The 12095-nt window shown below is 69.9% G+C and carries 14 protein-coding genes; 3 read left to right on the forward strand and 11 right to left on the reverse strand.

Annotation, left to right across the window (positions count from 1 at the left end; translation table 11 throughout):
• Positions 1-2: 2 nt before the first annotated feature.
• The 6 genes from frdD to ctaD are packed head-to-tail and all read right to left on the reverse strand — an operon-like array spanning position 3 to position 5147.
• Complete coding sequence (gene frdD / locus ACIBH1_RS22090; RefSeq protein WP_397315710.1) at positions 3-341, reverse strand: fumarate reductase subunit FrdD; 339 nt, start codon at positions 339-341, stop codon at positions 3-5.
• The gene (locus ACIBH1_RS22095; RefSeq protein ID WP_397315711.1) at positions 341-703 is read right to left on the reverse strand and encodes a hypothetical protein; all 363 of its coding nucleotides are present in this window, start codon (positions 701-703) and stop codon (positions 341-343) included. Before ACIBH1_RS22095 ends, frdD begins: the two co-directional genes overlap by 1 nt.
• Entirely contained in the window at positions 700-1461 is a 762-nt protein-coding gene (gene sdhB, locus ACIBH1_RS22100; protein ID WP_397315712.1) for a succinate dehydrogenase iron-sulfur subunit, read from the reverse strand. The genes ACIBH1_RS22095 and sdhB overlap by 4 nt, the downstream gene beginning before the upstream one ends.
• A complete protein-coding gene (gene frdA / locus ACIBH1_RS22105; protein ID WP_397315714.1) occupies positions 1458-3188 on the reverse strand; it encodes a fumarate reductase (quinol) flavoprotein subunit in 1731 nt (576 codons plus the stop codon). Before frdA ends, sdhB begins: the two co-directional genes overlap by 4 nt.
• A gap of 3 nt (positions 3189-3191) precedes the next feature.
• Positions 3192-3428 (reverse strand): hypothetical protein, encoded by a 237-nt coding sequence (locus ACIBH1_RS22110; protein ID WP_397315715.1) that lies wholly within the window; start codon positions 3426-3428, stop codon positions 3192-3194.
• A 12-nt stretch (positions 3429-3440) separates the two neighbouring features.
• Complete coding sequence (gene ctaD, locus ACIBH1_RS22115) at positions 3441-5147, reverse strand: cytochrome c oxidase subunit I (protein ID WP_397315717.1); 1707 nt, start codon at positions 5145-5147, stop codon at positions 3441-3443.
• 170 nt (positions 5148-5317) lie between these two features.
• Between ctaD and ACIBH1_RS22120 the strand changes: the two genes are divergently transcribed.
• Complete coding sequence (locus tag ACIBH1_RS22120) at positions 5318-6145, forward strand: hypothetical protein (protein WP_397315718.1); 828 nt, start codon at positions 5318-5320, stop codon at positions 6143-6145.
• Here ACIBH1_RS22120 and ACIBH1_RS22125 read toward each other — a convergent pair.
• Positions 6132-7019 carry a TIGR01777 family oxidoreductase gene (locus ACIBH1_RS22125; protein WP_397315719.1) on the reverse strand — a complete coding sequence of 296 codons (888 nt, stop codon included), beginning with the start codon at positions 7017-7019 and terminating at the stop codon, positions 6132-6134. The genes ACIBH1_RS22120 and ACIBH1_RS22125 overlap by 14 nt on opposite strands.
• Before the next feature lie 49 nt (positions 7020-7068).
• Here ACIBH1_RS22125 and ACIBH1_RS22130 point away from each other — a divergent pair, with 49 nt between their 5' ends.
• Complete coding sequence (locus ACIBH1_RS22130) at positions 7069-7929, forward strand: alpha/beta fold hydrolase (RefSeq protein ID WP_397315720.1); 861 nt, start codon at positions 7069-7071, stop codon at positions 7927-7929.
• 23 nt (positions 7930-7952) lie between these two features.
• On the opposite strand, the gene ACIBH1_RS22135 is transcribed toward ACIBH1_RS22130, so the two are convergent.
• The 3 genes from ACIBH1_RS22135 to ACIBH1_RS22145 are packed head-to-tail and all read right to left on the reverse strand — an operon-like array spanning position 7953 to position 10308.
• Entirely contained in the window at positions 7953-8435 is a 483-nt protein-coding gene (locus ACIBH1_RS22135) for a hypothetical protein (RefSeq protein ID WP_397315721.1), read from the reverse strand.
• Between the two features lie 56 nt (positions 8436-8491).
• Positions 8492-9655: a sensor histidine kinase gene (locus ACIBH1_RS22140; RefSeq protein WP_397315722.1), complete on the reverse strand. Its 1164-nt coding sequence runs from the start codon at positions 9653-9655 to the stop codon at positions 8492-8494.
• A gap of 29 nt (positions 9656-9684) precedes the next feature.
• On the reverse strand, positions 9685-10308 hold the full coding sequence (locus ACIBH1_RS22145; protein WP_397315723.1) for a LuxR C-terminal-related transcriptional regulator: 624 nt from the start codon (positions 10306-10308) through the stop codon (positions 9685-9687).
• A gap of 132 nt (positions 10309-10440) precedes the next feature.
• On the opposite strand from ACIBH1_RS22145, the gene ACIBH1_RS22150 reads away from it, so the two are divergent.
• Complete coding sequence (locus ACIBH1_RS22150; protein WP_397315724.1) at positions 10441-11634, forward strand: aminotransferase class I/II-fold pyridoxal phosphate-dependent enzyme; 1194 nt, start codon at positions 10441-10443, stop codon at positions 11632-11634.
• Between the two features lie 35 nt (positions 11635-11669).
• Here ACIBH1_RS22150 and ACIBH1_RS22155 read toward each other — a convergent pair whose 3' ends face one another.
• On the reverse strand, positions 11670-12086 hold the full coding sequence (locus ACIBH1_RS22155; protein ID WP_181613557.1) for a hypothetical protein: 417 nt from the start codon (positions 12084-12086) through the stop codon (positions 11670-11672).
• Between the last annotated feature and the right edge of the window lie 9 nt (positions 12087-12095).

Here is a 12095-nt window from a genome sequence, read left to right on the forward strand (position 1 = left end):
ACCTAGAAGAGCAGCACGGCCGTCAACACCCCTCCCGCCAGCGCTCCGCCGTAACAGACGACCGCGAGCAGCAGGTCGATCCTGGCGAGGTTGAGCAGTTCCTCGCTGGTGAAACGGATGCGGTGCGCGGCGTGGAAGAGGCACAGGGTGAAGATCACCACGATGGCGAGCCGTACGACCACGTTCCCCGTCAGCGCCGCCACGTCGGGCCGGCCGACCACGCCCAGGGGCATGAGCACCCCGAACAGCAGGATCAGCACCGGCAGGAAGAACGCGGCGGCGACCCCTCCCCCGCTGAACAACAGCCACAGGTACGGCTCGGCGGTGCGCTTGCGCTGCATCACACCCCCTTGAGGACGAGGAAGGCGATGATCCCCGAGACCACCAGCCACGCCGAGTGGTTGCCGCCCTGGATCATGAAGGCGGGCACCCGCCAGCCGTCCAGCCGGACGACCGTGGCCTTGGGCGCGAGGTTGAGGAAGGTGATCGCGTGGAAGGCGGTCGCGGCGAAGGCGACGACGTTGATCGCGATCATCCAGGGCTCGCCGGCGAACGACGGCGGGCCTCCCGCGTCGATCACGAGCATCAGGTAGACGATCGTCCAGGCCACGAAGACGCTCGTCAGCTCGCGGGCGACGAAGACGGTGTAGTTGCGGTTGCGCAGGAACCACAGGTGGTCGCGCTTGGCGTGGTAGGTCGTCATCCCCTGCTCCACGGCAGGATGGAGCGGATGGCCGCGGTCAGCTTGTACCGCTGGATCGCCTCGGCCGGATCGACGTGCTTGGGGCAGACCTTGGTGCACTCCCCCACGAACGTGCAGCCCCACACCGCCTCGTCCAGGTTGAGCAGGTCGAAGCGGTCGCCCTGGTCACGCGAGTCGAGGTTGTAGCGCTGGGCCAGCGCGATCGCCGCCGGGCCGAGGAAGTCGGGATCCAGCACGTAGACCGGGCAGGCCGAATAGCACAGCAGGCAGTTGATGCACATGGAGTACTGCTTGTAGGCCTCCAGCTGCTCAGGCGTCTGGGCGTACTCCGCGGTCAGCGGCAGCTCCTCGCCCTCGCGGATCAGCCATGGCTTGACGTGCTGGAGCTTGACCAGGAAGTCGTCGATGTCGACCACCAGGTCGCGGATGACGGGGAAGCCCTTCAGCGGCTCGATCCTGATCGGGCCCTCGCCGTACTCCGTGAAGAACGTGCCGCAGGTCAGCCTCGGCTCGCCGTTGACGTTCATGCCGCACGAGCCGCAGATGCCCATCCGGCACGACCACCGGAACGACAGCGTGCCGTCGAGGCGGTCCTTGACGTAGTTGAGCCCGTCGAGTACCGCCCAGTCGTCCATGAGGGGCACGTCGTAGCTCTGGAAGACCGGCTCGCCGTCCTGCTCCGGCCGGTACCTGGCCACCTCCAGCCTGATCGTCCTGGCGGCGGCCTGCTGCCGTATCGTCTCCGCGGTGTCCGTCATCGTCCGTAAACCCTTTCGCCAGGAGGCCAGCGGGTGATCGTCACGGGGAGCAGGCCGACCGATGGCGAGCCGTCGGGCGCGCGGTGCACCAGGGAGTGGGCCAGGAACCCGGAGTCGTCGCGCTGCTCGAAGTCGGTGCGCTGGTGGGCGCCGCGCGACTCGGTGCGGTTGAGCGCGCAGGCCACGACGGTCTCGGCGATGTCGAGCATGCAGCCGAGCTCCAGCCAGTTCAGCAACTCGGTGTTGAAGGCGGTGCTGGAGTCGTCGAGCCTGGCCTCCGACGCGCGCTGCCTGAGCTCGGCGAGGCTGTCGACGGCCTTGGCCAGCACGTCGCCGGTGCGGTAGATCCCGGCCGCGCCCTCCAGGGTGTGCTGCATCTCCTCGCGCAGGTCGGCGATCCGCTCGCCCTTCTTCGTGCCGCCGCGCAGGTGGGTCAGCCGCCGCTCCTCGTCACGGCCCTGCGCCCGTACGGCAGGCGCCTCGGCCTCCCGGTGGCTCCTGGCGAACTCGGCGGCCGCCGCGCCCGCCCGCCTGCCGAAGACGAGGATCTCCGGCAGCGAGTTGGAGCCCAGCCGGTTGGCGCCGTTGATGCTGACGCAGGCGGTCTCCCCCGCCGCGTACAGCCCGGCGATCGGCGTCGCGCCGTCGAGGTCGGTGTGGATGCCGCCCATCATGTAGTGCACCACCGGCCGGACCGGGATGAGGTCGGTGGCCGGATCGAGGTTCTGGTAGCTGCGGCACAGCTCGCGCACGAACGGGATCCTGGCGTCGATCCTGGCCTCGCCCAGGTGCCGCAGATCGAGGTAGACGACCGGGCCGTACGGGGTCTCGACGGTGCGGCCCCGCCGCTGCTCGTGCACGAACGCCTGCGAGAGGCGGTCGCGCGGGCCGAGCTCCATGCTGCGCAGCTGCGGCGTCGGAGTGGGCGTGCCGAGGTCGTAGTCCTGCAGGTAGCGGTAGCCGTCCTTGTTGATCAGCCAGCCGCCCTCGGCCCTGGCGGCCTCGGTGATCAGGATGCCGGTGAACGGCAGGCCCGTGGGGTGGTACTGCACGAACTCCATGTCCTTCAGCGGCGCGCCCGCCCGGTAGGCCAGCGCCATGCCGTCGCCGGTCTTGATCGAGGCGTTGGTCGTGAAGGGGAAGACCTTGCCGCAGCCGCCGGTGGCCAGGATGACCGTGCGGGCGGGGATGGTCTCGATGCGGCCGGTCCTGATCTCGACGGCGACCGCGCCGTACACCCGGCCGTCGTCCACGACGAGCTGGGTGACGTACCACTCGTCGTACCGCTTGATCTCGCCGTACTTCAGCGTCGTCTGGAAGAGCGTGTGCAGCAGGTGGAAGCCGGTCTTGTCGGCCGCGTACCAGGTGCGTTCCTTCTTCATGCCGCCGAACGGGCGCACCGCCACCCGGCCGTCCGGCTCGCGCGACCACGGGCAGCCCCAGTGCTCCAGCTGGATGAGCTCCTTGGGCGCCTCGGCGATGAACATCTCCACCGCGTCCTGGTCGCACAGCCAGTCGCCGCCGGAGATGGTGTCGTAGCAGTGCTCGTCGAGGGTGTCGTCGATGCCGATCACGCCGGCCGCTCCGCCTTCCGCCGAGACGGTGTGGCTGCGCATGGGGTAGACCTTCGAGACGACCGCCACCTCCAGGGTGGGATCGCACTCGGCGACGGCGATGGCGGCACGCAGCCCGGCGCCACCGCCCCCGACGATGAGCACGTCGATCATGTGTCAGCTCCCGTGGTCGGCTTCGGAGTGGCTGTCCTTGACCCGTTTGCCGTCGTGCCGGATCGCGGCGATGTGGATGCTGCCGTCGTGGTACTCGTGGCGGATGCGGCGGCAGCCGCACTCGAAGAACTGGTCGCGGATCAGCAGGCCGTACCCGTCGTCGTCGAGCAGGCGTTCACCGCCGAACTTCTTGCCGCAGGGGGCGGTCTCCGGGCTGAAGGGCGTTTTTGTGCCTGTCATGTACCGCCTCCACTACGTGCTTTTGTCGGGTACCGGGCCCTTGGTGTCGTCGTCGGGCGCGTCGACCTGGCGGGGCTGCGCCTGGCTCGCCTCCCGCGGATAGTGCAGGTCGAAGGCGGGACGCTCCGAGCGGATCGGCGGGATGCTGGTGAAGTTGTGGCGCGGCGGCGGGCAGGAGGTCGCCCACTCCAGCGAGTTGGCGTAGCCCCACGGGTCGTCGAGGGTCACCTTGGGCGCGCGCTTGGCCGTCCTCCAGACGTTGTAGAGGAAGGGCAGCGTCGAGGCGCCGAGCAGGAAGGCCCCGATCGAGGAGACCAGGTTGAGCGTGGAGAAGCCGTCGGCGGCGCTGAAGTCGGCGTAGCGCCGCGGGAAGCCGGCGTTGCCCAGCCAGTGCTGCACGAGGAAGGTGGTGTGGAAGCCGATGAACAGCGTCCAGAAGTGCACCTTGCCGAGCCGGTCGTCGAGCATGCGGCCGGTCATCTTGGGCCACCAGAAGTAGAAGCCGGCGAACATCGCGAAGACCACGGTGCCGAACACCACGTAGTGGAAGTGGGCGACGACGAAGTAGGTGTCGCTGAGGTGGAAGTCGAGCGGGGGGCTGGCCAGGATGATGCCGGTCAGGCCGCCGAGCAGGAAGGTGATGAGGAAGCCGACGCAGAACAGCATCGGCGTCTCGAAGCTCAGATGGCCTCGCCACATCGTGCCGATCCAGTTGAAGAACTTCACCCCCGTCGGCACCGCGATGAGGAACGTCATGAACGCGAAGAACGGCAGCAGCACCTGGCCGGTGGCGAACATGTGGTGCGCCCACACCGTCATCGACAGGCCCGCGATCGCGATGGTCGCGCCGACCAGGCCGATGTAGCCGAAGATGGGCTTCCGGCTGAAGACGGGGATGACCTCGGTGATGATGCCGAAGAACGGCAGAGCGATGATGTAGACCTCGGGATGGCCGAAGAACCAGAACAGGTGCTGCCAGAGCATCGCCCCGCCGTTCTCCGAGGCGAACACCTGCGTGCCGAGCTTGCGGTCCGACTCCAGCACCAGCAGCGCGGCGGCCAGCACCGGGAAGGCCATCAGCACCAGCATGCTGGTGAGCAGGACGTTCCAGGTGAACAGCGGCATGCGGAACATCGTCATGCCCGGGCAGCGCATGCCGATGATCGTGGTGATGAAGTTGACGGCGCCCAGGATCGTGCCCAGTCCGCTCATGGCCAGGCCCATGATCCATAGATCGCCGCCGACGCCGGGCGAGTAGACCTGCGACGACAGGGGCGTGTAGGCGAACCAGCCGAAGTCGGCGGCGCCTCCCGGCGTGATGAAGCCCGCCAGCACCATCAGGCCGCCGAACAGGAACAGCCAGTAGGCCACCGCGTTGAGCCGGGGGAAGGCCACGTCGGGCGCGCCGATCTGCAGCGGCATCACGACGTTGGCGAAGCCGGCGAACAGCGGCGTCGCGAACAGCAGCAGCATGATCGTGCCGTGCATGGTGAACAGCGCGTTGTACTGCTGCTGGCTGACCACCTGCATGCCCGGCTGGGCCAGTTCGAGCCTGATGAACATCGCCATCAGCCCTGCCACGAGGAAGAAGCCGAAGCTCGTGATCAGGTAGAGGTAGCCGATGACCTTGTGATCCGTGGTCGACAGCCAGGAGGCGATCACCGTGCCCGTGCGCCGCCGCCTGAGCTGGTCGAACGAGGTGTCACGAACCGTCGTCACGGCTGCTCCCTCCATGCTCGCCGATGTGCTGGAGTACGCCCCGATCTCCCCATTTGACGCCAACCGGTTCGCGCTGAAAACCCGTATCGCGGGAAATCTCTGGATCTGCCCACCCCTAGGAGCTGTTTACTAGGCTTTGACCGTTTCGCCGAGCGAGCACGGGGGCGCCCATGGCCAGGACCACAGCAGGCGGCTGTGCTCAGCTGGTCGCCCTTCTTGTGGTTCTCGTGGTCATCGGCAACATCGCGGCGGCGTTCGGGTCCCCGATGTTCGCGCTCCTTTCCATAGCGGTCGGCGCGCCGTTGTTCGCTTTCAAGGCCGGGAAGGTGCACCGCGAGCACCACGAACGGCTCGCGCGCGCCAGGGCGCTGGTCATGGAGGCGCTCGACGTCGTCTTCGACCCCGCGCTTCCCGAGCGCGACCGGACGCGGATCCTCGACGCGCTCGGCCGCGGCAGGTCACCCGCGGCCCACCGGTTCGTCCTGGCCGCGAAGCTGCCGACGGAGTCGCGCGCCTACGTGACGCGGGCCCGCGCGGCCTGCGAGACCGTGACCGGGTCCCGCGTCAACGGGATGGGGCTGCTCGACCCGCTGGCCAACGAACTCGTCCTGCCCCAGCAGATCTGGGAGATCGCCAGGCTCGTGCGCACGCAGGCGGAGCTGGAGGCCGAGCAGCGGCAGGCCAGGCGCGGCGTGGTGACGCAGGAGCTCGAAGCCGTGCTCGGACCGCAGCAGGAGGCGCTCCAGCGCTCGATCGGCAGCGTGGCGGAGCGGGTGCGGGCGATGGAGGGCTACGCGCGCAAGGTCGAGGAGGCCGACGCGGCGCTGCGGGCTCGCGACGCCCTGCGCAACAACGACAAGTACCTGGCGTTGCTGGCCCAGACCGACGACGCCGACGGCCTGGCCGCGCTCCGCCTCCAGGCCGCCTCCGCCGCGGACGTGCTGGCGGCCAGCGTCAAGGAGGCCGTCGAGGCGGGACGCACGCTCAGCCTCGAGTGAGCAGGTCGCGCAGGGCCTCCTCCAGCCGCGGGTGCCGGAACTCGAAGCCCGCCTCCAGCAGCCTGCCCGGCACGCAGCGGCGCCCGGTCAGCCCGAGAGCCGGATCGGTGCGCAGCACCCGGGCGCCCAGCTTCACCAGGAACTCCGGGGTCGGCGGCGACGGCGGCCTGCCGAGCACCCGCCGGAACGTCGCCATCAGCTCGGCGTTGCGCACCGGGTGCGGGCTGGTGAGATGGACGACGCCCGACAGGTCCTGCGCGTCGATGAGGAAGCGCACCGCGGCCAGGAAGTCGGCGACGTGCAGCCAGCTCACCCACTGCCGCCCGGAACCCACCCGGCCGCCGAGACCCCAGCGGGTCAGGCTCACCAGCCGCTGCAGAGCGGGCGTGCCGGGCTCGAACACGACCGCCGTGCGCAGGATCACCTGCCTCTCGCAGGGCGCGCCCCGGGCCGCCCGCTCCCACGCACCGGCCACTCCCGCCATCTGAGGCGGCCCGTCGGCGGGCTTCGCGCTCTCGTCGAGCACCGGCTCGCCCGCGTCGCCGTACAGGGCCAGGGTGCTGAGCTGCAGCCACAACGCGGGCGGATGCGCGGCGGCGGCCTCGGCCAGCGCGCGGGTCGGCTCGACCCGCGAGCGGGTCAGCAGCTCCACGTTGGCCGGGGTGGGCGGCCGGTCGACGATCTCGCCCGCGAGGTTGACCAGCACAGATCCCCGCAGCTCCGGCGCCCAGTCTCCGGCCGTGCGGCCGTCCCACAGTAGGGCGCCCGCCGACGGGCGCCTCGACAACACCACGATCTCGTGGCCGTGCGCGGTCAGGTCCGCCGCGAGACTGCGCCCGAGCGCCCCCGAGCCCCCGGCGAGAACGATCTTCACATCGGTCAAGTCTAGGTGACACGCGTTCCAGGCTGGGCAGGCGGGCGGGATGAGGCACCACACCATCGACATCGACGGCATCGACACCTTCTACCGCGAGGAAGGGCCGGCCGACGCGCCCGTCCTGCTGCTCCCCCACGGCTACCCGAGCTCGTCCTTCCAGTTCCGCCACTTCATGCCCGCCCTGGCCGACCGCTGGCGCACGATCGCGCCCGACCTGCCGGGATTCGGCTACAGCGGCACTCCGGACCCGGACGACTTCGCCTACTCCTTCGCGGGATACGCCGACTTCCTCGACCGTTTCGCCGCCCGGCTCGGCCTTTCGTCGTTCGCCCTCTACCTGCACGACTACGGCTCCCAGATCGGATTGCGGCTGGCCATGAAGGACCCGGGGCGCATCACGGCCCTGATCATCCAGAACGGCGACATCTACGAGGACCAGCTCGGACCCAAGTACGGCACGCTGCGCGAACACTGGAAGCACCCCACACCCGACAGCAGGCGGGCGCTGGCCGACGCGGTCAGCGAGGAGGGCTTCCGCCACGAGTTCGTGGGCGAGGTCGACGAGCGCCTGGTGGAACTGATCAGCCCCGACCTGTGGAAGCTGTCGTGGCCGCTGATCGACCGGCCCGTGCGCAGGCAGGTGATGGTGGGCCTGATGGAAGGGCTGAAGGAGAACCTGGAGTGGTTCCCCCGCTACCAGGCCTACCTGCGCGAACACCAGCCGCCGGCGCTGATCGTGTGGGGGCCGCAGGACGGCTACATGCCCGAGGGCGCCGCCCGCGCCTACCTGCGCGACCTGCCCAAGGCCGAACTGCACCTGCTGGACGGAGGCCACTGGGCCCTGGAGACGAACCTCACCGAGATCGTCGGGCTGACCCGCGACTTCCTCGACAGGAACGTGTCGTGAGCCCCCGCCCGTGCCGCCGGAGGTCAGATCCAGTCCGTGCAGCCCAGCCTGACCCAGTTGCCCTTGACCGTCTGATGCTCGACACAGGCAAGCGCCTCGGCGACGGGCGCGTAGACCTGCGGGGTGCGGATGCGCAGGGCCGGGATCGCCTCCTCGCTCACGGTGCGCTCCTCGACGTAACCGGTCTCCTCGTAGTCGTCGACCGGCTCGCGGACGATCGTCACCCGATAGCCGCCGGGCCTGCTGGGGGTGAATCTGGCCCAGTTGGTCTTGCACGCGGGGCCGTAGAACATGCGCAGCGTGCCGCGCGAGGTCCGCACGACGGCGGTGCCGGACTTGGTGGGGGTGTAGGAGCCGGCGTAGCAGCCGGTCCTCGAAGCGTAGGTGCCGTCGCAGGAGTACCCGGAGCAGAGGGCGGAGGCCGCCGCGGCGGACGACGGGGCGATGGACGTGAGCCCGGCGGCGGCCACCAGGATCGCCGCGGTGCGAGCGAGAGATCGTTTCATGCCGATCAGTGTCGGCGGACGGCCAGGCGGGTGACAGTCGGGAAATAGAGGGGGATTCAAAGCGGGACACGGAGCTCCACCAGCGTGCCCTCGCCGGGACCCGACTCGACGCAGGCGCTGCCGCCCGCGTCGGCGACGCGGCCCTCGATGGAGCCGCTCAGCCCCACCCCCCGCCTCAGGCCCGCCGGGTCGAACCCGACGCCGTGATCCAGCACCCCGACCACCGCGTGACCGTCGTGCACCCGCGCCCTGACGACCGCGTGCCCGGTGCCCGCGTGCTTACGCACGTTCGTCAGCGCCTCGCGCACCGCCCCCGACACCGCCTCGACCGTCTCCACCGGCAGCACGGCTCCGGCGGCGCGCAGCCCCGCCGCGTTGAGGTCGACCGTCAGGCCCGCGCGGATGGCCTGCTCGACGACCTCCTCCAGCGCGGCCGTGAGGTTGCTGCCCGAGCTGTCGTGGTCACCGCGCACGTAGCCGCGCAACCACCGCGCCTCCGCGGCGACGTGGCCGCGCACCCGCTCGTCGGCCAGCCAGCCGTCGCGGACCAGCGCCTCCATCGTCTGCAGCACCCGGTCGTGCAGGATGCGCCCGTTGCGGGTGCGCTCCTGCTCGGCGGCCAGGCGGGCGACCTGCTCGCGGGTCTCGTCGAGCTCGGTGGCGTTGCGGCGCAGCAGCGCGGCGATGAACCAGGCGATGCCCGAGTCGACCCAGAAGCCGATGCTGTGCGGCACGGCGCCCAGCCAGGAGAAGCCGCTCCAGGCCTGCATGTACAGGTAGGCGACGACGAGCGGGAGAGTGGCCACCAGGGCGGCGGGCAGGGTGCGGAAGGCCATGCCGATGCCGATGGAGACCAGCAGCATGTAGGGCAGCATGAAGTCGGGGCCGGAGTCCTTGATCGCCGTGCCCGCGATCAGCGTCATGGCCATCGCCGTCGCCGCGGTCAGCAGCGCGTCGGCGGTGATCAGCCAGGCCGGTGGGACCCTCCTGCGGCGCCACGCGAGCGCGACCACGATCGCGCTCTCGACGCCGAGCACGGCCAGAGCCGGAGCGAAGCCGGGCACCTGCCGTCGCAGGCCGCTGTCGCCGACGTAGTTCAGGGCGATGACCTCGGCGAAGGCGCCGGCGCGGAAGAGGATGACGGTCCAGGCGAGCGCCGTTTCGATGCGCCCGCGCGCCTCACCGTCCTGCCGGTTCGTCAGCGCGGCCCCCTGGTTCACCTGCCGGTGTCCGCTTGGGCCCGCCTGGTTCACCTGCCGCGCTCGATCCGCCGCAGGGCGGCGGCGATCAGCTGGGCCTTGTTGTCGACCTGGAGCTTGCGCCGGATGCGCTCGATGTGGGTGTCGACGGTCGACTTCTTGATCCCCATCCGACGCGCGATCTGGTCGTAGGTGAAACCCTGCGCGATGTAGGCGAGCGTCTCCTCCTCGCGGGGCGCGAGCCGTACCTCTGGGCCGGGGTCCGGCGCCGGGACGGCCAGCCGGGCGTGCAGGATGTCGGCCAGTCCCGCCGACAGGTAGAAGCCACGCGCGGCCACCGTGCGCAGCGCGGTGGCCATGAGCTCGGCGGGGTCGCTCTTGGTCACGTAGCCGCGCGCCCCCGCCCTAATCGCCCTGACCAGGTCGTCGGGCTTGGCGGAGGCGGAGATCACCAGCACGTTGCACAACGGCGACAGTTCGGCGATGGCGGTCAGGCACGGCTCGTCGACGCCGAGGTAGAGATCGAGGATGAGCACGTCGGGCTCGGCCCTGCCGTCCAGCACGCTCACGTCGCGCCCGCTGGCGACCACCTCGAACTCGCCGGTGCCGCGCAGGATGTGCTCCAGGCCGTGCCGGATGAGATCGTGATCGTCGACGACCGCGATCTTGATCATGTCCCACTCCCGCATGAGCCAGCCTGACCCGCTAGATGATCTCATGACTAGTCCCCTTTTATGGGGACACAGCTGGTGTCCACACTCCGGAATGGTCTGAGGCGATGCGCTTAATCTCCTATCCTCTGCTGCATGACTGCATCGCGTGACTACGAGGCCCTCGTCCAGCGTGGCCTGAAGCTCGACCTGACCCGTGGCAAGCCCTCGGCCCAGCAGCTCGACCTGTCGAACGCGATGCTCGAACTCCCCACGACCACCACGACGGGCGCCGGGATCGACGCCCGCAACTACGGCGACCTCCAGGGACTGAAGGAGACCAGGGAGCTGTTCTCCGCGGCGCTGCAGGTGCCCGCCGGCCAGCTGGTCGTGGGCGGCAACTCCAGCCTGGCCGTCATGCACGACACGATCGTCTTCGCGCTGCTCGGCACGGTGCCCGGCGCCGAGAGGCGGTGGGCCGAGCAGGAGGTCACGTTCCTGTGCCCGGTGCCCGGCTACGACCGGCACTTCGCCATCTGCGAGCGCTACGGCATCAAGATGGTCGCCGTCCCGATGACCGCCGAGGGCCCCGACATGGACGTGGTCGAGCGCCTGGCCGCCGACGACCCGGCCGTCAAGGGCATCTGGTGCGTGCCGAAGTACAGCAACCCGTCGGGCATCACCTACAGCGACGACGTGGTGCGCCGCCTGGCCGCCATGCCGGCCGCCGCGGCCGACTTCCGCGTCTTCTGGGACAACGCCTACGCCGTCCACCACCTGAGCGACCAGCACGACCAGCTCGCCGACCTGCTCGCGCTCTGCGAGGAGTACGGCAACGCCGACCGTGCCTTCGTCTTCGGCTCCACCTCGAAGGTGACGCTCGCCGGCAGCGGCATCTCCTTCTTCGGCTCCTCGCCCGCCAACGTGGAGTGGTTCCTGTCGCACACGGTCAAGCAGTCCATCGGGCCCGACAAGCTCAACCAGCTGCGCCACGTGGAGTTCCTGCGCGACGCCGACGGCATCGCGGCCCACATGCGCGGCCACGCCGCGATCGTGGCGCCCAAGTTCGAGCTGGTCGACCAGATCCTGCGCAAGGAGCTGGGCGACCTGGCCACCTGGACCGCGCCCAACGGCGGCTACTTCATCACGCTGGAGGTGCCCAACGCCGCCGACGTGGTGGCCAGGGCCAAGGCGGCGGGCATCGCGCTGACCCCGGCGGGGGCGACCCACCCCTACGGCCAGGACCCCGACGACCGGTTCATCCGCATCGCCCCCACCTTCCCCGACCTGGAGGAGCTGGAGCAGGCGATCTACGGACTGACCGTGTGCGTGCGGGCGGCCAACGCCTGACGGCCCGGCTGTGCGGCGCCGGGCCACCGGCGCCGTCAGCAGTAGTCGATGTACTGAATGGCCAGGATGTTGGCCTTGACCCGGTCGCGGTAGTACTTGGCCGAGTCCGAGGTGTCCGCGCTGGCGTACACGGCGTAGGCGGTCGGGCGGAAGCCCAGGCTGCTGGTGTCACCCGTCGGGAAGAAGGTGACGAACACCTGGACGCTGCTGTTGGAGGCGGCGAAGGTGTACTTCGTGCGCCACCACTCGTTCAGTCCCGCCTTGGTCGCCGCGCCCTTGACGTCGTTGACGACGTTCTTCCAGCAGCTGGGGTCGTTGAAGGTGGTCACCGCCGCGCCGGGCTTGGCCACCGACTCCGAGCCCGCGCCCGCTGTCGCCGAGGGGACGGCCACGGTCAGCAGGGCCGCGGCGGCCGCCGGGGCCAGGACGTAGCGCTTGATCGACTGTCTCATGCTCACTCC

This window comes from Nonomuraea sp. NPDC050663 (genome assembly GCF_044456985.1).
Classification (GTDB): domain Bacteria; phylum Actinomycetota; class Actinomycetes; order Streptosporangiales; family Streptosporangiaceae; genus Nonomuraea.